The organism is Microbacterium wangchenii, from assembly GCF_004564355.1.
Lineage (GTDB): Bacteria > Actinomycetota > Actinomycetes > Actinomycetales > Microbacteriaceae > Microbacterium > Microbacterium wangchenii.
Window position 1 is genome coordinate 2,286,761 of the sequence record NZ_CP038266.1, and the last position, 18,578, is coordinate 2,305,338.

At 70.8% G+C, this 18,578-nt stretch carries 21 protein-coding genes; 7 read left to right on the forward strand and 14 right to left on the reverse strand.

Features of this window, described 5'->3' with window-relative positions; genetic code table 11:
* Window position 1: 1 nt before the first annotated feature.
* The 3 genes from ftsX to prfB form a co-directional block, all read right to left on the reverse strand.
* Window positions 2–916, reverse strand: coding sequence for a permease-like cell division protein FtsX (gene ftsX, locus E4K62_RS11030; protein WP_135067404.1), 915 nt, complete (start codon window positions 914–916; stop codon window positions 2–4).
* Window positions 913–2,118, reverse strand: a complete 1,206-nt coding sequence (gene ftsE, locus E4K62_RS11035) for a cell division ATP-binding protein FtsE (RefSeq protein WP_135067406.1) — start codon at window positions 2,116–2,118, stop codon at window positions 913–915. The genes ftsX and ftsE overlap by 4 nt, the downstream gene beginning before the upstream one ends.
* 71 nt (window positions 2,119–2,189) lie before the next feature.
* Window positions 2,190–3,299 carry a peptide chain release factor 2 gene (gene prfB, locus E4K62_RS11040; protein WP_135067408.1) on the reverse strand — a complete coding sequence of 370 codons (1,110 nt, stop codon included), beginning with the start codon at window positions 3,297–3,299 and terminating at the stop codon, window positions 2,190–2,192.
* Window positions 3,300–3,435: 136 nt separating this feature from the next.
* Between prfB and E4K62_RS11045 the strand changes: the two genes are divergently transcribed.
* Entirely contained in the window at window positions 3,436–4,902 is a 1,467-nt protein-coding gene (locus E4K62_RS11045; protein ID WP_135067410.1) for an HNH endonuclease, read from the forward strand.
* A gap of 85 nt (window positions 4,903–4,987) precedes the next feature.
* Window positions 4,988–6,262, forward strand: a complete 1,275-nt coding sequence (locus tag E4K62_RS11050) for an MFS transporter (protein WP_135067412.1) — start codon at window positions 4,988–4,990, stop codon at window positions 6,260–6,262.
* 20 nt (window positions 6,263–6,282) lie between these two features.
* Here the strand turns inward: E4K62_RS11050 and E4K62_RS11055 are convergent, their stop codons facing one another.
* Genes E4K62_RS11055 through E4K62_RS11090 form a run of 8 tightly spaced genes read right to left on the reverse strand, consistent with a single transcriptional unit; the run spans window position 6,283 to window position 11,213 of the window.
* Complete coding sequence (locus tag E4K62_RS11055) at window positions 6,283–6,705, reverse strand: pilus assembly protein TadG-related protein (protein ID WP_135067414.1); 423 nt, start codon at window positions 6,703–6,705, stop codon at window positions 6,283–6,285.
* Window positions 6,702–7,175: a TadE family protein gene (locus E4K62_RS11060; RefSeq protein WP_135067416.1), complete on the reverse strand. Its 474-nt coding sequence runs from the start codon at window positions 7,173–7,175 to the stop codon at window positions 6,702–6,704. The genes E4K62_RS11055 and E4K62_RS11060 overlap by 4 nt, the downstream gene beginning before the upstream one ends.
* Window positions 7,150–7,566 carry a TadE/TadG family type IV pilus assembly protein gene (locus tag E4K62_RS11065; protein WP_135067418.1) on the reverse strand — a complete coding sequence of 139 codons (417 nt, stop codon included), beginning with the start codon at window positions 7,564–7,566 and terminating at the stop codon, window positions 7,150–7,152. Before E4K62_RS11065 ends, E4K62_RS11060 begins: the two co-directional genes overlap by 26 nt.
* 9 nt (window positions 7,567–7,575) lie before the next feature.
* Window positions 7,576–7,773, reverse strand: coding sequence for a hypothetical protein (locus tag E4K62_RS11070; protein WP_135067420.1), 198 nt, complete (start codon window positions 7,771–7,773; stop codon window positions 7,576–7,578).
* Window positions 7,774–7,793: 20 nt separating this feature from the next.
* Window positions 7,794–8,723, reverse strand: a complete 930-nt coding sequence (locus tag E4K62_RS11075) for a type II secretion system F family protein (protein WP_135067422.1) — start codon at window positions 8,721–8,723, stop codon at window positions 7,794–7,796.
* Window positions 8,720–9,580 (reverse strand): type II secretion system F family protein, encoded by an 861-nt coding sequence (locus E4K62_RS11080; protein ID WP_135067424.1) that lies wholly within the window; start codon window positions 9,578–9,580, stop codon window positions 8,720–8,722. The genes E4K62_RS11075 and E4K62_RS11080 overlap by 4 nt, the downstream gene beginning before the upstream one ends.
* Window positions 9,577–10,737 (reverse strand): TadA family conjugal transfer-associated ATPase, encoded by a 1,161-nt coding sequence (locus E4K62_RS11085; protein ID WP_135067426.1) that lies wholly within the window; start codon window positions 10,735–10,737, stop codon window positions 9,577–9,579. The genes E4K62_RS11080 and E4K62_RS11085 overlap by 4 nt, the downstream gene beginning before the upstream one ends.
* 56 nt (window positions 10,738–10,793) lie before the next feature.
* Window positions 10,794–11,213, reverse strand: a complete 420-nt coding sequence (locus E4K62_RS11090; protein WP_205805747.1) for a MerR family transcriptional regulator — start codon at window positions 11,211–11,213, stop codon at window positions 10,794–10,796.
* 43 nt (window positions 11,214–11,256) lie between these two features.
* Here E4K62_RS11090 and E4K62_RS11095 point away from each other — a divergent pair, with 43 nt between their 5' ends.
* Together E4K62_RS11095 and E4K62_RS11100 are read left to right on the forward strand one after the other, a co-directional pair.
* Window positions 11,257–11,925 carry an antibiotic biosynthesis monooxygenase gene (locus tag E4K62_RS11095; RefSeq protein ID WP_135067428.1) on the forward strand — a complete coding sequence of 223 codons (669 nt, stop codon included), beginning with the start codon at window positions 11,257–11,259 and terminating at the stop codon, window positions 11,923–11,925.
* The gene (locus tag E4K62_RS11100; RefSeq protein WP_276321923.1) at window positions 11,922–12,545 is read left to right on the forward strand and encodes an NADPH-dependent FMN reductase; all 624 of its coding nucleotides are present in this window, start codon (window positions 11,922–11,924) and stop codon (window positions 12,543–12,545) included. Before E4K62_RS11095 ends, E4K62_RS11100 begins: the two co-directional genes overlap by 4 nt.
* Before the next feature lie 42 nt (window positions 12,546–12,587).
* Here E4K62_RS11100 and E4K62_RS11105 read toward each other — a convergent pair whose 3' ends face one another.
* Together E4K62_RS11105 and E4K62_RS11110 are read right to left on the reverse strand one after the other, a co-directional pair.
* Window positions 12,588–13,181 carry a dihydrofolate reductase family protein gene (locus tag E4K62_RS11105; RefSeq protein WP_135067430.1) on the reverse strand — a complete coding sequence of 198 codons (594 nt, stop codon included), beginning with the start codon at window positions 13,179–13,181 and terminating at the stop codon, window positions 12,588–12,590.
* 7 nt (window positions 13,182–13,188) lie between these two features.
* Window positions 13,189–14,001: a CPBP family glutamic-type intramembrane protease gene (locus tag E4K62_RS11110; RefSeq protein ID WP_135067432.1), complete on the reverse strand. Its 813-nt coding sequence runs from the start codon at window positions 13,999–14,001 to the stop codon at window positions 13,189–13,191.
* A 279-nt stretch (window positions 14,002–14,280) separates the two neighbouring features.
* Between E4K62_RS11110 and E4K62_RS11115 the strand changes: the two genes are divergently transcribed.
* Window positions 14,281–14,727, forward strand: a complete 447-nt coding sequence (locus E4K62_RS11115; protein ID WP_135067434.1) for a hypothetical protein — start codon at window positions 14,281–14,283, stop codon at window positions 14,725–14,727.
* On the opposite strand, the gene E4K62_RS11120 is transcribed toward E4K62_RS11115, so the two are convergent.
* Entirely contained in the window at window positions 14,721–15,596 is an 876-nt protein-coding gene (locus E4K62_RS11120) for a hypothetical protein (protein WP_135067436.1), read from the reverse strand. The two genes, E4K62_RS11115 and E4K62_RS11120, sit on opposite strands and share 7 nt — an antisense overlap.
* 139 nt (window positions 15,597–15,735) lie before the next feature.
* On the opposite strand from E4K62_RS11120, the gene E4K62_RS11125 reads away from it, so the two are divergent.
* Both E4K62_RS11125 and E4K62_RS11130 read left to right on the forward strand, forming a co-directional pair.
* Window positions 15,736–16,350, forward strand: a complete 615-nt coding sequence (locus E4K62_RS11125; protein WP_135067438.1) for a M23 family metallopeptidase — start codon at window positions 15,736–15,738, stop codon at window positions 16,348–16,350.
* 92 nt (window positions 16,351–16,442) lie between these two features.
* A complete protein-coding gene (locus E4K62_RS11130) occupies window positions 16,443–18,569 on the forward strand; it encodes a zinc ribbon domain-containing protein (protein WP_135067440.1) in 2,127 nt (708 codons plus the stop codon).
* Window positions 18,570–18,578: the final 9 nt, after the last annotated feature.

Sequence of the window (18,578 nt, forward strand, 5' to 3'; positions counted from 1 at the left end):
GCTACGTGCGCAGCCAGCGGCGGATGGCGAAGCCCGCCGACAGCGCAGCCAGCACGACGCCGATCAGCACGATCACCGGCACCACGAGAGCGACATCCTGCGGACCGACCCACGTCGTGACGAACGTGATCCGGTTGCGCAGGTAGTCGCCGACGCCGAAGGTGACGATCGCCCACACCGCCGTACTCGCCAGCGCCGATCCGATGAGAGCCGCCAGGACTCCCTCGAGGATGAACGGTGTCTGGATGAACCGGTTGGATGCGCCGACCAGCCGCATGATGCCGATCTCCCGTCGCCGGGCGAACGCCGACAGCCGGATGGTGGTGCCGATCAGCAGCACGGCCGCGATGAGCATGAGCGCCGCGATGCCGACCGCGATATAGGTCGCGATCGTGAGGGCGTCGAAGAGCGGTTCGAGGTACTGCATCTGGTCCTGCACCTCTTCGACGCCTTCCATCCCGCCGAAGGCCTCGGCGATCACCTCCGACTGGCCCTGGTCCTTGAGGTTGATGAAGAAGCTGGCGTTGATCTGGTCGGGAGTGAGGATGTCGGCGTAGTCCTCGCCGAGCTGCTCGAGCGCGTCTTCGTACGCCTCGTCGCTGGTGACGAAGCGATAGTCGCGGATCAGCGGCGCCAGGGCGTCGCCGTCGAGCCCGGCGCGCACCTGCTCGACCTGCTCCTCGGTGGCCAGCCCGTTCACGCACGTGTCGGAGTCGGACACGCTCGTGCACATGTGGACGGCGACCTGGGCGCGGTCGACCCAGAAGTCGCGCATCTGGGCGATCTGCATCTGCATCAGGATCGCGGCGCCGACGAAGGTCAGCGACACGAAGGTGACCAGGACGACCGAGATCACCATGGACGCGTTGCGGCGCAGGCCCGAGAAGGCCTCCGACAGGATGAGGCCGAATCTCACGAGGTGGGCCCCACTTCATCCTTGCGGTCGTCCAGGCCCAGCCGGTCGGCCAGGCCCAGTTCGTCGATGTCGACCTGCGGCAGGTCGACCGCGACGGGGCGCGTATGGGTCGACACGGCCTCATCCCCGGGGGCGGGAGCCTGCTCCGTCATCACGGGGGCGGATGCGGCGGCCACGGGTGCGGCCTCTCGCTGTGTCTCGGGGGCGCTCTCCGCGGGACGGACCTGCGGGGCGGCGGTGGCGCGGGGTGCCTCGGGCGCCGGCGGCCACACGGATGCCGGCTCTTCGGTGCGCCCGAACTCGTAAGACGTCTCGTGCGTGACGGCGCCCTCTGGCGCGGCGACGGGGCCCAGGGCGTCGGCGACGGCGGGGGCCAGTTCGTCGGCGGCAGCATCCAGGGCGGCGCCGGCGGCGGGGGCGACCTGGGCGACCTCGCGCTGCACCTCGAGCACTGCGGTGAGGGCGGCCACCGCGGCGGCTCCCTTCTCAACCTCGGGGGTCAGGCGCGGCAGCCCGGAGGTGTCGCCGTATCCGCCGTGACGTTCGTCGCGCATCATCTGCCCGTTCTGCAGTTCGATGACACGGCGCTGCATCTGGTCGACGAAGGCGGCCTCGTGCGTGGCCATCACGACGGTCGTGCCGCCGGCGTTGATGCGGGCCAGCAGCTGCATGATATCGATGGAGGTACCAGGGTCGAGGTTTCCGGTCGGCTCGTCGGCCAGGAGCACCTGGGGGCGGTTCACGAGGGCGCGCGCGATCGCGACGCGCTGCTGCTCCCCGCCGGAGAGCTCGTGCGGCAGGCGCTTCTCCTTGCCGCTGAGGCCCACGAGGTTGAGCACCTCGGGCACGGCCTGCTGGATGAAGCCGCGGGAGGCGCCCGTCACCTGGAGAGTGAAGGCGACGTTCTGGAACACCGTCTTGGTGGGCAGCAGGCGGAAGTCCTGGAACACCGCACCGACGTGACGGCGGAAGTAGGGCACCTTGCGGTTGGACAGGGTCCGCAGGTCGCGGCCCAGCACGACGACGCGGCCGCTGCTGGGAGTCTCTTCGCGCAGGATCAGGCGCAGGCACGACGACTTGCCGGACCCGGAGGCGCCGACGAGGAAAACGAACTCCCCGCGCTGCACCTCGAAGTCCACCGAATCAAGGGCGGGTTTGGAGGTGCCGCGATACTTCTTGCTGACGTTTTCGAACCGGATCATGGCGCATCGAGCCTAAGCTCCGGTCGCGCGACACCCTGCAGTGACGCGCCGCCCGCACCGATGCCGCGGGCTCAGTCGTCGTCTTTGCGCTTGCGCCAGCGGATGCCGGCGGCGATGAGACCGTCGAGGTCGCCGTCGAAGACGGAGGCGGGGTTGCCCACCTCGTAGCCGGTGCGGAGGTCTTTCACGAGCTGCTGGCCGTACAGGAAGTAGGAGCGCATCTGGTCGCCCCAGCTCGCCGTGATGGTGCCGGCGAGTTCCTTCTTCTTCGCCGCCTCCTCCTCGCGCTTGAGCAGGAGCAGGCGGGTCTGCAGCACGCGCATGGCGGCCGCGCGGTTCTGGATCTGCGACTTCTCGTTCTGCATCGACACGACGATGCCGGTCGGAAGGTGCGTGAGGCGCACGGCGGAGTCGGTGGTGTTGACCGACTGGCCTCCGGGGCCGGACGAGCGGAACACGTCCACGCGCAGGTCGCCCTCGGGGATCTCCACCTCGACGGCCTCCTCCATGACGGGGATGACCTCGACGGCGGCGAAGCTCGTCTGGCGCTTGTCGGCAGAGCCGAACGGGCTGATGCGGGCGAGGCGGTGCGTGCCGGCCTCGACCGACAGCGTGCCGTACGCGTACGGCGCGTCGATCTCGAACGTGGCGGACTTGATTCCCGCGCCCTCGGCGTAGGAGGTGTCCATGACCTTCACGGGGTACTTGTGGCGCTCGGCCCAGCGCAGATACATGCGCATGAGCATCTCCGCGAAGTCAGTGGCGTCGTCGCCGCCGGCGCCCGAGCGGATCGTGACGACGGCCGAGCGGTCGTCGTACTCGCCGTCCAGAAGCGTCTGCACTTCCAGCTGGCCGATGACGTCCTCGAGCTCGGCGAGCTCGCGACGCGCCTCCTCGGCGGTGTCTTCGTCGTCCATCTCGTTGGCGAGCTCCACGAGCACGTCGAGGTCGTCGAGGCGCTGCTCGATCTCGGTGATGCGACGCAGCTCGGTCTGACGGTGGCTGAGGGCGCTGGTGACTTTCTGCGCCTTGTCGACGTCGTCCCACAGATCGGGAGCGCCGGCCTCCTCGCTCAGGCGGGCGATCTCGGCGGTGAGCGCCTCGACGTCCACAACGGCCTTGATGTCGCCGAACGTGGAGCGCAGGGCCTGGATGTCGGCGGAGAGATCGAATTCGAGCATGGCAGTTCAGCCTACCGCCGCCGGGGCTCCGCCCCGCCGCGGACGGTCCTGCGTCGCACGGGCGGCAGTGGCCGCGGTTATCCACAGATCCGAGATCATTCGAACAAATGTCCGAGGGTCCTGCGAGAATCGAGGCATGTCCAGCCCCACCGCCGCCATCGCCGAGGCCCTCTCAGCACTGGATGCCGCGTGGGGAGACGCACCCGACACCAGCGCACTCCCGGATGCGACCGTCAAGCTCATCAACGAGCGTGTCGCCGACCTCCGCCGCCGCGTCGACGGGCTGCACGCACGCGTGGCGGCGGAGGTGGCTGCGCGGTCGCGTCCGGAGCTGGGCACCGAGGGATTGGCACGGAAGAACGGATTCCGGACGCCTGCGAAGCTGATCGCGGAGGCGACCGGCGGCCACACCGCGGACGCGGTGCGGCTGATCCAGGTGGGTCAGGCGACCGCTCCGCGCATGTCACTGTCGGGCGAGATCCTCCCGGCGAAGCATCCGCACATCGCCGCTGCACTCGACGCCGGCAGCATCAGCGTGACCGCGGCCGGCGCGATCACGACCATGCTGGATCGGGTGTCGCTGCGCCTCGACGAGGCAACCCGCGACCATGCCGAGAAGACCCTCGCGCGAAAGGCTCCACTCCTCACCTACGACGAGCTCCTTGCGGTACTGCGCCGCGCGGAGGCGCATCTGGATCCCGACGGCCTCGAACCGCGGGTCACCGAGCAGCACGGCGAGCGGTCCCTGAAGATCGCGCAAGACGCGGCCGGAATGACGGTCCTCACGGCGCGGCTCGACCCGGAGTCGGCCGCGCCCGTCGTAGCCGCGATCGAGGCCATCGTCACCCACCAGCTTCGGACGTCGCGCGGTCACAACGCAGTGCCACCGACGACCGGGAACGGCGGCGATGACGTGACGGACCCTTCCGACGGAGCGGACGACGCGGACGCCGGCCGGTCCTGGCGTCGCACGGGCGCAGCCGTCGAAGAATCGCGCTCGCTCACACAGATGCGTGCCGATGCGCTGGCGGCGATCTGCCGTCATGCCATCGGCTGTGATCGTGACGCACTCCCGTCCTCGGCCGTGACCGTGGTGGTGCGGATGACGCTCGACGATGTGCGAGGCGGCGCAGGTGTCGCCACCATCGACGGGATGGAGGCGCCCATCGACGCCGGAAGCGCACGGCGGATGTCCGCTGCTGCCGACATCATCCCCTGCGTGCTCGGCACCGACAGCGAAGTCCTGGACTGGGGTCGGGCCAAGCGCCATTTCACGTCCGCGCAGCGGCTCATCCTCGTCGAGCGCGATGGCGGGTGCTCGTCGTGCCATCTGCCACCTGCCTTCACCGAGGCGCACCACATCCAGTGGTGGGAGCGGGATTCCGGGCCCACCGACCTCGATAACGCGATCCTGCTGTGCACGTCCTGCCACCATCGCGTGCACGCCGACGGGTGGGAGATCCGCATCGACACCCCGCCGGGGGCGCCACCCAGCGCAGGCACGGTCTGGTTCATTCCTCCCCCGCACGTCGACCCGACCCGGACGCCCCGACTCGGCGGTCGACGTCGGTTCGATCCCCTCGCATGGGGTCTGACAGCCTGACGTGGTGCCTCTCGGCGCCCCGCCTGCGGCAAGCGCAGCGAGCCGACGGGCGGTGCCGCGCCGGGGCCTGGCTAGGGTGGAATCGATGACGGATTCGCCGCGGCACGTGCTCGGGCGCTTCGCCCCGATGATCTACGGGCCGACGCTCCTGTTCGCGCTCGGCGAGGGCGCGGTGCTGCCCCTCATCCCCGTGATCGCGAACAACCTGGGTGCCGACGTGGCCGTGGCTGCTCTGGTGGCCTCCGCCCTGGTCGTGGGGCAGTTGTGCGGCAACATCCCCGCCGGATGGGTCGTCGCCCGGTACGGCGAGCGTCCGGCGATGGTGGGGGCCGGTCTCCTCGCCCTGGGCGCGATCGTGGCCCTGGCCCTCGCCCCCAACCTGGCGCTGTTCGCCGCCTCGGTGTTCCTCATCGGATTCTGCGCGGCCGCCTTCGGCCTCGCCCGCCACTCGTTCATGACCACGCGCGTGCCGCTGGTGTTTCGCGCCCGGGCACTGTCGCTCCTGGGCGGCACCTTCCGGCTGGGGATGTTCCTCGGCCCGTTCGTCTCGGCGGCGCTGCTGGCGATCTTCGCCGACGAGCATGTGGCCATCTGGTTCTTCGGGGTGACGCTCCTCGGCGCTGTCCTGCTCGTCCTGTTCGGACGCGACCCCGAGGAGGCTCTGGTCGCGGAGGAGCGCGCGGCGCGGGCAAATGCCCGGGATGCCGCGGCCGAAGACAGCGGCGAGGCGGTCACCGGTTCGATCCCCACTCTCGAACGCGCGGGCGTCTTCCGCACGATGTGGCGGTTCCGCGGGGTCCTCGGGCGACTGGGCCTGGCCGCCGCATCCCTGTCCGCCGTCCGTTCCGCTCGGCAGGTGGTGCTGCCGCTGTGGGGCGTCTCCATCGGCCTGGACGCGCAGACCATCGCGCTCGTGGTCGGAGTCTCGGGCGCCATCGACTTCGCGCTCTTCTACGCCAGCGGTCAGGTGATGGACCGCTTCGGCCGGCTGTGGGCAGCCCTGCCTGCGATGCTGCTGATGGGCGCCGGGTTCCTCGCCCTCTCGCTCACTCACGACACCGCGGACCCGGGCCTGTGGTTCGGGATGTTCGCCGCCGTGCTGGGCGTGGGCAACGGCCTCTCCAGCGGACTGCTGCTCACCCTCGGCGCCGACTCCGCCCCACAGGACGACCCGGCACCGTTCCTCGGTTCGTGGCGCACGCTCACCGACGCGGGCGGCGCGGCGGCTCCGCTGCTGGTCTCGGCCGTGACCGCCGTACTGTCACTGCCGATCGCGATCGCCCTGGTCGGCGCGATCGGGTTGCTGGGCGCGGCCGGGTTCGTGCGGTGGGTGCCCCGCTACGTCCCGCGCATCCCCTGACCGCGCACCCCTGACCACGGTCACCGCAGCGCGTTGCGGCTCGTCGCCGTCGCCGACAGGGCGACCCCGTCGGGCACGAAGATCGTGATGACCGGCGGATGCCACGTCCCGGTCACCGTCACGCGCGCCGAGAGCCCGTCCGCCGCCGTCGCCGACACGAGCGCCGCACCCTCCCCCACCGCATCGACCATCTCCTGCGCCGCCGTGCGGACGAGGCCATCCGTCAGAGCGGTGCGCGGCTGGCCCGACTCCACGACGAGGGTGAAACCGTCCGCGGCGGCGAGCGCGGAGGCATCGGCGAGCGCGTCCAGTCGCTTCTGCGCGAGGTAGAGCGACGTCGCGTTCACGCACACAAGCACCAGCACGAGGGCGAAGACGGCGTAGCCGATCGTGAGCAGGAGGACGCTCCCCCGGTCGTCGGCGAGCGGTCGGGCCGGCCTCATCCGTCTCTCCAGAACCGGGAGACCTTCTGCGCCGACGAGGCCTCGAGCGGGATACTCGCCAGCCGGTCGAGGCCCAGCACCGGCGGCACGAACGGCAGCTGCACCTCGGTGCGCACCGTGACGACGACCGTCGCGCCGGCCTCGGGGCATGCCGAGCCCGCGTCGCGGCAAGACACGTCGATCTCCACCCTCTCGGCGTCCAGGCCGTACTCCGACACGATCGTCGCCAGGATGCCGGATGCCCGGGCGTCGGCGGCATCCGCGCCCTTGGCCGTGGCCACCGCCCGCGCGATGTGACGTGCGCCGGATTCGGCGCCGAGGCTCTGACTCTGGATCATCCCCAGCGCGATCACGAGGTAGACCACCGGCACGAGCAGCAGGAGTCCGACGAAGATGAACTCCACGGCCGCCGATCCGGTGTCGTCGGCGGCGCGTGCCCTGAGCTCAGTCCAGGGATTCCAGCGGCGCATGAGCGGTCACCTCCAGCGCCCGCTCCACTCCCAGCAGTCCGAGCAGCGGCAGCGTGGTGCGCACGGTCACCCGTACCGCCGGGGCACCCGCATCCGCCGACTCCGCCACCGTGATGTCGCCGGCGTAGGCCTCACCGACGGCACGCGCCACCAACTCGCGCGTGCGCTCGGCGCCCTGGGCCAGGGTCGTGTCGGCGAGGGCGGCGTGGAACGCTCCTTCGACGGCCGCGTCGTGGGCCACATTGCGCACGTACACCCCCAGCGCGAGCTGGATCACCGCGAGCGTCAGGAGGGTCAGGAGCGCGCCGACCAGGACGAACTCGACCGGAGAGGAGCCGGCGTCGTCGGCCAGGGCTCGCCGAACCCGGTGCCCGAGCGACTCCCCGTGCATGGACGTGCCCTACAGGCCCGATACGCGCGCGATGGCCTGCTCGAACAGCTGCGCGAGCGCCGGGCCGGCCAGCGCCCAGATCACCACGACCAGCCCGGCGGTCATGAGCGTGATCAGCACCCAGCCGGGTACGTCGCCGCGCTCGTCCGCTACGGCATCGCCCCACGCCGTGCGCAGACGCTGCATCCCGCGATGGATCCGTTGCATGCGAACCCTCCTTCCCGGCGTCAGCCGATTCCCAGTCGAAGCAGAAAGATCCCCGGAAAGACGGCGTAGAGAACGCTCAGGGGCAGAATCAAAAACACCAGCGGGATGAGCATCAGGATCTCCTTGCGGCCCGCCTGCTCGATCAGCGCGCGCTTGGCGCCTTCCCGCGCATCGGTGGCCTGAGCCTGCAGCACGTGTGCGAGCGGCGCGCCGCGCTCCAGCGCAGCCACCACCTGGTCGAGCGCACGGGAGAGCGCGGGAACCTCCAGCCGCCGGCCCAGCGCGGTGAGCGCGTCGGGAAGGGGCTCCCCGGTGCCGACGGCCAGGAGGGCGCGGCGGATCTCTCCGGTGAGCTCGCCCGACCCGATCTCGCCCACACGCCGCAGCGAGTCGAGGATCCCCTCCCCCGCCGACAGGCACAGCGCGAGGAAGTCCAGCACTGTGGGGAGCTCCTCCTCGACCCGCTGCGTCCGGCCGCGGGCGGCCCACGTCAAGCGCGCGTCGTACAGCACGACCGCGGCGGCGGCGAGGACCGGCGCCACGATGACGGCGGGCGGCGCGAGGCGTCCGGCGAGGGCGAGGGCGACGATGAGCAGCCCTCCCGCCGCGAGTCCGGCGAGCGCCCACGCGAGCTGACGCGCACGGAAAGCGCCAGCATCCATTCGCCATCCGGACTGGCTCAGTCGCCGGTCCAGGGAGTCCGACCCGCCGACGGCTCCTGTCGCCCGCGCCACGGCCCCACGGGTGGCCTCGCGGATCGTCGGCACAGGTGAGAGCGCCGGGCCGAGTCCGAGTGGGTCGGTCACGTCCCGGATGTACGGGGCGACGCGCCGGGCCAGACTCGGTGCGCTGACCCGCGGGGCGAGCGAGACGAGGAGGCAGACACCGATGCCGAGCGTCGTGCCCAGGATGATCGCGATCGCCGATTCGGTGAGGAAGCCCGGGCTCATCCGAACCACCTCCGGGGCTCGGGGAGGCGCCCGATCCGCACCATCAACCGGAACGCGATCACTGAGACGAGGCCGCCCGCGAGGATGAGGCCCACGCCCTCCGGGCTCGCATACGCCGAGGCCCCCTCTGGCCGCAGCGCCAGGAGGACGAGGATCACCCACGGCGCGACGACCCCGAGCACCGCCGCGCCCCGGATCCACGACTGGCGCGCCTCGACCTCTCCACGGAGGAGTGCATCGGCGCGCACCGAAGTCGCCAGCGCCCTCAGCACCGTGGGCAACTCGGTGCCGCCGACCTGCCGTGCCATCCGCAGCGTCTCGATGATGCGGTCGGCAACAGGGTCGGCCAGCGCCGTCTTCAGACGCCGGATGCTGGAATCGAAGTGCCCGGACGCGTGCACGTCCACCGCGAAAGCCGCGAAGGCGGAGCGCAGCGGCGGCGGACCCGCCGTGGCGAGACTGGAGACCGCGTCGGGCAGCGACATCCCCGCCCGCACCGAGGCGATGAGCAGATCGCACACGTCGGGCCACAGCGTGCGGCGCGAGCGGAGCAGACGCACCCGGCGCGCCCGCAGCCACACGAACGGCGCCGTGGCCCCGGCAGCGGCGACGACGACGGCGAAAGCGGGCACCGAGGTGACCAGCCATGCGACCGCCGCGGCGATGAGCGCGCACGCCGCCGCAAGGATGAGCACCACGCGCGGCCGCACGCCGCCGAAGCCGGCGGATTCGAGGAGTCGCGAGACCGCTCCCGACGAAACGGGCTTCTCCGCGCGGCTCGACGTGGGCGGCCACAGCCACGGAGAGGCCGTCAGCAGCACTCCGCCGGCGAGCAGGGCGCCCAGCAGGAGGGTCACCGCCTGCTCCCGGGAACGACGCGACGCACCTCCGGCGCATCGCCGAGGATCCGTCCGGTCGGCTCCACGATCTCCGCGACCCTCCGCGCGCCGGCTGCATCGCGCTCGCAGTGCACGACGAGGTCGACCGAGCGCGCGACGGCTGCCGTCACGAACGTCGCATCGATGTTGCGCCCTGCCAGCAGCGGCAGGGCGGCGAGCTTCACGAGCGCCTCCGGAGCGGAGTTCGCGTGGATCGTCGCCGCGCACGGCACTCCGGTGTTCAACGCGAGCACGAGGTCGAGCGCCTCGGCGTCGCGCACCTCCCCCACCACCAGCCGGTCGGGGCGCATTCGCAGCGCCTCCTTCACGAGGCGGCGGAGCGTCACCTCGCCCGTGCCTTCCAGACTCGGCTGCCGCCCCTGCATCGCCACGAGATCGGGGGCCTCGACGCCGAGCTCGAACGTCTCCTCGACGGTGACGATGCGCTGGGTGGGCGCGGCTGCGGCGACGAGTGCGCCCAGCAGCGTGGTCTTGCCCGCGTGCGTGGCACCGGAGACGAGGATGCTGCGGCCCGCGCGCATCGCGTCGGCCAGCAACTCGGCCGTCTCCCGGTCGAGCGATCCGGCGGTGACCAGGTGCGCGAGGTCGCGGTACGCCGGCGAGAACTTCCGGATGTTCACCGCCCAGTGCCGGCGCGTGATGTCGGGGATCGCCACGTGCAGCCGCGATCCGTCCGGGAGTGAGGCGTCGACGAACGGCTGACTGAGGTCGACCCGGCGCCCCGTGGTGTGCAGCATCCGTTCCACCAGGTCGTGCACGATCGCATCGGTGAGACTCAGCGGGACCCGCTCGGCCCGCCCGCCGCGCGCCACGAACACGCGATCGGGGGCGTTCAGCCACACCTCTTCGATCGTGGGATCGTCCAGATACGGCTGCAACGGTCCGAATCCCGACAACTGCGCGAGGACGTCACGCACGCACCCGGCTTCGTCGTCCACCGGCTCCAGACCGCGGGCCAAGGCATAGTCGTTGTGACGGCGCACTTCGCTCGCGGTGATGCGGGCGGCAAGCTCCGGCTCCCGCGTGGGATCGGCCTGTTCTGCACGGAGCCGCTCGCGCACCCGCTCGGCGACCACCGCAGTGGCCGAACCGGGGGACGCGTAAGCGAGGCTCACGCGGGCATCCTCGCAAAACCCCCGTCGACCCGCGGAAGTTCTCCACACCCGGCGCGTCAGGCGATGGCGGCCGTTCGTGGATCGGTGATGCCAGGGAGTTCGCACAACTTGGCGTCCGAGGTGAGATCGGCCAGGGCGTCCCGGAGGTTGCGGATCCGTTCGTGCACCTCGCGCTCGATCCGCTCGCCGAGCTCCACCCAATCGGACACCTCTGCCCGGCCCGAGGCCGGAAGCGTGGCGAGCAGATCGCGGATTTCGGCGACCGACAGCCCGACACGCTGACACACCCGGATCATGCGCACGCGGCACGGCGCGTCTTCATCGAAGCGGCGCTGGTTACCGTGCGTCCGGTGGCCCGAGATCAAGCCGTGCGTCTCATAGAACCGCACCGCGGACGCCGCCACACCGGCCGCGGCCGCGACCTGCCCCACCGTCATGCCGTCTTGCACAGCCTGGATGCTCGTCACGTCGGTCACCGCCTTGACCTCAACCAATGTTGAGGTCTTAGCGTACCGAGGCATGAACAGATTCGCCCCGACCATGCGGGATTCCCGCGCCACTTCAGCATTCATCAGTTGCTGGAACCTCCGAGACCGACAGCATCAGCTCGACGCCGCCGAAGCGGCACTCGCGACCATGCCGGCGGCGCCCGGCCTGGTGCGATTCTCCATTCTCCGCGGACTGGAGGACGACACCCTCCTGGTCCTCGCGCAGTGGACCGATGCCGACGCGCGCGACGGCTACCTCGCCGACACCCACATCCCCCGCGACACCGTCGACGCGCGCGTCCCCGGCATCCAACGGCTCTGGCGCGTGACCGCGACACCGCATCGCGTCGTATCCGGCCCCGCCATCGCTCAGGAGCCCGGCTGCTTCGTCCTCATCCGGCAACCGCTCACCGCCGCGGAGCCGGAGGAACAGAGAACCTGGATCCACGCCGAGATCGCCGCCCTCACCGCAACCGCCTCTCAAGGAGTGATCGCAACGACCTTCTATGCCACCGACGACGGTTCACCCGCACTCGCCCTCGCAGAGTGGACCAGCGAGGAAGCCCACCGGACCGCGACGAGCGCCCGGGCGATCGCTCCGTCGGACGTCACCGAACCGCGGGAGGGCGGATCCGATCCCCTGGACCCGCCCACCGGCCGCCGCTACGCGTTCATCGGCGCCGTGGGAGCAGAGCGGTGAGCGCCGCCGGCATCGCGCAGACCAGCGCGGATGACACGGCTGTGCGGCCGCGCATCGCTCTGCTGGTCGGCAGCATCCGCCGTGGACGCAAGGGCTGTTCGGTCGCCCGCTGGGCCCAGGATCATGCCCGCAACCGACAGGACGCCGACTACGTCCTCGTCGATCTGGCCGCGATCGATCTGCCGCGCTTCGATGCGGAGACCCCGCCCAGCTTCGGCGGATACCGCGATGAGCAGACGCAGCGCTGGTCGCACCTGATCGCCGGCTTCGACGCATTCGTGTTCGTCACCCCGGAGTACAACCGCTCCATCCCCGCTGCGCTCAAGGACGCCATCGACCACCTCTACGCCGAGTGGCGGGACAAGGCGGCGGGGTTCATCGGGTACGGGGTCGTGGGCGGCGTTCGCGCGGTCGAGCACCTCCGCCTCATCTGCGGGGAGCTCCACCTCGCCGACGTCAGCACGAGCGTCGCCATCGACCTCGCCGACATCACGCGTGAGGGAGTTGACCCGGCGGGCGGCTATGAGGCGGAGCTCGACGTCATGCTCGACGAGCTCCTGTCGTGGGCGAGGGCGCTGCGGCCTCTCCGCGGCGACCGCCTCGCGGCGAGCGCAGCGTGAGGACGCCAACCCGCGCCGCAGAGGCGGACGTGAGAAGCCGCTCTATTCCGGCGTTCCGACGCGGTAGCGCAGGTGCACCACTCCTTCCCCCTCCTGGGTCGCGACCAAGCGCAGCTCCTGTGTTCCCGCGTCCGAGTCGTCGAAGAGTCGTCTGCCGTGTCCGAGGAGAACGGGAACGAGGTGGATCACGAGTTCGTCAATGAGCCCCGCGCGAAGGAGCGCCTGTGCCGCCGAGGCGCCGTGCAGCATCACGTCCCGACCGTCGGCGGCGGCCCGCGCTTCCCTGACAGCGGTGTCGAGGTCCGTCACATAGCGGGCGTGTCCGGGTGCCGGTTCGGCGGGCGGTGTCCGGGTGATGACGAAGATCGGCACCCCGTTGTGGTGGTCTCCGCCCCACTGACCGGCGAGGTCGAACGTTCGACGCCCCGTGAGCACAGCGCCGGTCTCCATCATCTCGTCGAATATCTCCGCATTCACCCGCGAGGAGGGTCGGTATGAACCGGGGCTGAGTCCGCCATCGGCAAGCCACTGGTGCAACTGCTCGCCACCGATTCCGAGTCCGCGTCCCGCTTCATCGCCCGGCGCCGCGATGAACCCGTCGAGCGACATCGACATGTACAGAACGACCTTGCTCATCTTTCCCCTATCGAACGCCATCAACGCTGCGTTGCCGGGCGCGCGCCGACGACAACCGGAGAAGGTGAAGGAGCGCCACCACCGCCGCGGTGAGCGCCGCGGTGACCCACGGGTCATACCCCTCGCCGGCGGCCGGCGACAGCGCCCACGCGAGATTGGATGAGGCCTGGCAGATGACCGCCCACCACACGGATCCCCCGGCCACGGTCAGCCGCACCAGGAGGAGCATCAGCACGACCGTGAACACGCACTGACCGACGATCCAGGATGCTGCGTGCCCGGCCTGCACCAAGGGGATGACATGCCACACCGCCCACACCACCCCCAGGAACAGGCCGCTGCGCAACTCTCCGGTGTTCGCACGGAGCCGAGGCAACAGGAAAGCGGTCCAGCCGACCTGCTCAGCGAACGCGCTGACCAGGAACACCACGGCGAGCCCGAGCGCCGCCGTTCCCGGCGCCTCGAACCCGGCCCCGCGTCCTGTGACGACGGCGGAGACGATCAGCACGACCGGCATCGCCACGATCGAGATCGCGCCCGTGAACACACCGCGCGGCCGGGCGGCCAGCTGAGCGCCCAGCTGCCGCAGAGACCTCGTCCGCGCCGCCACGACCACCGCGGCGATCGCCGGGCAGACGAACATCAGCGCCGCCGCCGGCACATTCGCCCGCGTCACGGACGACAGACTGCCGATCAGCGGGCCCACCACGTAGAACACCGCACTGGCGGCCAAGAGGATCGTCAGGAACCAGGCGATGTCGACGATCTCGCGCCGTACCGGCCGGGTGAGGCGGTTCGCAGCGCGCCGGAGGAGTCGCACGGCCCGAGCGTAGAACCGGCGGACCCGCGCGGGAAGCCCCGATGACACTCCTTCTTCCGCGCGGACGCACCCGCCGCAGGACGGAGAGCGACGGCGGGATGCCCGATCGGGCAGCGAGATCACCCCTCCGGGTGTCCGATACTCCCCGCGCGGCAGCTGCCGCCCTGAGAGGCTGTGGACGGAGTGTGAGCGATGGCCGGACGCGTGAGGCAGCGGAATGGATCCGCGAGTCCGCTGCGTGCGAACTCCTCGGCCGTCGCGATGCTGCTCTCCTGCGCAGTGGCAGCTCCCCTCCTCGCCGGTTGCGGCCTGGGCATCCCCCTCGGCGGCGGGCTGCCCACGGGAGCGACGAGTTCCACCAGCTCAGCGAGTGCCCCACCTCCGCTCGAGCCCGAGCCGGCGCCGGTGGAACCGCCCGCGCCGGCGGCACCCGCCGTTCCCCCCGTCACTGCGCCCCCGGATGCGGCCGCGGAGATCTGCGCCACTGCGCGGCTCGCGTTCGCCAGTCCCACCGTCGATGACGCGGAGGATGAGATCTTCGCGATCAGGCAGCGAAACCTCGAGAGGGCGGAGTCCGATGCGCTGTTCTGGCACGTCTGGCAGCTCGCCGATGCCTGGGACGGGTATGCGGCGCTCCGCGACACCCCCGAGCTGACGGACGGCGCGGTCGTGGTCCGAGCTGCTCTCGAGAACCTGCTCGCCGAATGTGAGGCGCTCGCCTACTGATCGCGATCCGCCTCGAAACGGCCGCCGTCGCGAGGTCGCCGAGGGGATACGGCCAGTGCGGCGCCGATGTAGCCGAGCAGGGCGCCGAACCATACGAAGAGAGCGCCGTAGCTGGGCCCGGGGTATCCGCCCGCGATGGCGGCCGAGATCACCAGTCCCGCCGTGAGCAGAGCGATCAGGACCGCCGACTCCCGCATCAGAGTGCGTGCGCGCCTGCGGAGACCGACCAGCATCAGAACGGCGAGGATCAGCACGACGATCCGCGCGAGCGGCTCGATGAGGCGCTGCCATTGAAGGACGCCGTCGGGGTCGCTGAACACATCTCGGATGGCCTGCGTCGTCAGGAGGGCGGTCGCGCTCCCCTGGATCCACGGCATGAACGATCCCAGGACGACGAACAGGAAGCCGAAGAGAACGAGGACGATGCGCACCGCCGGCCGCCAGTCCGGAGTGCTCTGCACGAGGGTGGCGCTCACGGTGATCTCCCGCCACCCATCACGAGCCGTGAAGAGCAGCTGGCGAGTCATCGATCCGGCCGCCCGGGGGCGTGGCGCCCGCACCGCGACGCCCACGGTCGCCGTCGCCTGTGCCGGGACGACGACTTCGTCCGGATCGAACCGGAGCAGCACGGCCCGGTCATCCGACTCGCCGGCCAACCAGATGTGCAGCGGTTCTACCGCATCGTTGTTGTCGACGAAGAGCTGGAGGCTGCAGCGCTGTTCGCCGGCATCGAGCCTGATCTCTGCCGGATCGACCCGCAGAGCGACCGAGGCAGGGTGCGACGGCGCGACCGGCAGGAGACATGCCGCGCAGAAGCGGTCAGAAGAGTCCAGCTCCGCGTGGCAGAACTCGCATTCCTGCGCCGCCATCGCCGTGTCCTCACACTCGACACCACACTCGAGACCGGATCGTATCGCGCGCCGTTTTCGCCGGTGGGCACTGTGCCCTTTTGGGCAGGGATCGCGACTCCATACAGCGATAGATTGGCCGCGCGAAGGCGATGACGTCATGGATCCGTTGCACTCGGCCGCCGCACCGGTCGGCACCTCTCGCGGTCCGTCCCTCAGCGCGGCGGAACCGCCGGCTCACCGCGTGGTCGTGGCGGACGCGATCCGTGCGGTCACCTTCCTCCTCGCCGTGACGCTCGGTGCCATCGCATTCCAGCCCCTCGTCGACGCGCCGGGGCTGCAGGCCTCCGCCGGCCTGCCCGGGACGGGGTACGTGGTGCCCGCGGCCGCCGGGGTGTCGTGCGACTGGACATGCCACCGCGAGAGGAAGCCCTCCTCGCCCGAGCCGGGCACCGACTTCGCCGCTCCATACGGCACGCCGGTGGCATCAGCGGACGCGGGGACGGTGATCAGCGTGAAGTCCGACCCCTCCACCGCCACCGGCCGGCTCATCGCCATCCGACTCGACGACGGATACACCGTCCGATACCTGCACCTCTCCGAATCCCTGGTGGACCCGGGGCAGCGGGTGACGCGCGGGCAGATCATCGCGGTGTCCGGTGCCAGCGGCGGCGGGCGTGACTGGCACTACGGGCCGCACGTGCACGTGACACTGTGGCAGGGCGCGGAGTGGTCAGGGCCCACCGTCGATTTCGAGCGTTACGTCGGGAAGTGAGCGCCGCCCGCACGCTCGGCCGGAGGCAGTCCCTGATGCCCATTGGGGCACGACTCGGGATCGTTGCGGAGCGCACGTTCTAGCATTCGGCTATGGAGGCGGTCGAGGAGTCGAACGGCGTGCTGATCTGCGGCAACTGCGGCACCAAGAACCCGCTGACCGCACAGTTCTGCTCCCACTGCGACTCGTACCTCGGATGGGATCGGGGCCAGGCGACCCTCGACGGCGCACCCCTCGCCGGGGCCGCTCCGCTGGTGGTGGAGGAAGCGCCGATGGCCGGGGCCCGCGTGGACGCGCCCGCCGACGCCGACAGCGCGATCACTGCTCCGCAGGACGCGGCCGCGCCCCCTCCGGCGCCTCCCCCGCCGCCGCCCGGACCAGCCCCGCCGACCGTGCCGCCCCCCACCGCCGGCACCGGCGATGCGCGCGCCCCGACCGAGGAGGCGGCACCGACGGCCCCCACGCAACGGGTACCCGACCCGCCGGCGCCCCCGAAGGCGCTCCCACCCGAAATCGCGACACCGACGATCGCGATCGAGATCACGCCGGGATCGACGACGACCGCGGCCCTCGAGATACGGAATCCTTCACCGATCGTCGACGGCTACGTCCTCACCCCGCTGAACGCGCCGCCGTGGCTGCTGGTCACTCAGGAGGACGCCCATCTCATGCCGGGGGAAGGCCGCATCATCACCGTGACGTTCGGCACGAGACCGGGCGGGATGATCATCGCGCAGCGACTGCAGGTGACGCTGGTCCTCCGCTCCGAGGCGAGTCCCGAGGCCCGCACCGAGGTCGAGGTAGCGATCACCGTCCCTCCGCAAGGGCCCCCTGCCTCGATGGAGGTGACCCCGACGCTGCTGCGGCTCGTCGACATCGCCCTGGGATCGTTCCAGATCCGCCTAGACAACCGCCTCGCGAACTACCCGCAGCGCTTCGCCCTGCATGGCCGCGACCCCGAGAAGGTGGTGCAGTTCTCCTTCTCCCCCGCGGTGGTCGAGGTAGGACCCGGCCAGCTCGTGGAGGCGGAGGGCATGTTCACGGTCCCGGCCATCGACGCGGGCACGGAAATCAGCCGGCAGCTCACCATCAGCGCGGCCAACGACGCCGCCGAACTCACCGCGCTCGTGACGCTCCTGCAGCGGACCTCTCCCGCGCCCGAATTCGTCCCGGTGGAGGTCGAGCTCGCGCCGAGCCATCTCACGGCGGTCGACACCGACACGGTGGACTTCGACGTCCGCATCGACAACCGCAAGGGCAATGCGCCCGCGTCCCTCGAGCTGCACGGCCAGGACCCGGAGGACCGTGCGCGGTTCGCGTTCACCCCGGCGCGTGTCACCGTGCCCGAAGGCACGGAGACCGTCGTGAGGGCGAGGATCCGCTCCTCTCTGCCGGAGGAGGGCGAGACCGTCGACCGACCCTTCTCGGTGATCGCATCGCACGGCCCGCACGACGTCGAAGCCACCGGCACGCTGGAGCTGACATCGACGCCCTCTCCGCTTCGGACCGCCGAGCTGCGCATGGAGCCGGCCGTCCTCAATGTCGGCGGCTCCCAGCACGGCGTCTTCCGGCTGCTCGTCGACAACCGACGCGGCGTCCGCCCGCTCGCCGTCGCCTGGTCGGGGCAGTCCTCCGACGGTACGGTGAACTTCCGGTTCCTCCCGCCGAGCACGACCGTCATGCCGCAATCGACCGGAACGGTCCGCGTCGAGGTGGAAAGCCCCGGTCCCCCGCCGTCGCAGTCGAAGGTCTCCCAATTGCGGATCACCGCCGCCGACGGGCAGGGGATGATCGAGACGTCGGCGACCCTCGTGCAGTCCGCCAACGACCGGCGACCGCTCGCCAAGCTCCTCTTCGTCATCATCGGCGCGCTGCTCATGGTGATCGGCGCGTTCATGCCCTGGGTGGATGGCGACGACTACGCCCAGCTCGCTGACATCATCGTGAACCGCAACGTGTCCGAGGTCGAGACCGCGGTCGCGGTGGCCGCCCACCTCGCGATCGTGCTGCTGGTCGTCGCGATCCTCTTCGGTTTGTCCGGCAAGTCCGGCAGCCTCATGCGCCGCTCCGCGGTGGTCGCCTTCCTGACCTCCGCCGGCTTCGCCGTGTACGCGTTCGTGGTGGATGACTTCGTGGTGCTCCTGGTCGGGCTTTTCGTCGTGTGGGTGGGCGCCGTGCTGGTGTACATCGGCGGGATCTTCGCCCGCCCGCGCCGCTGACTCCGCTGA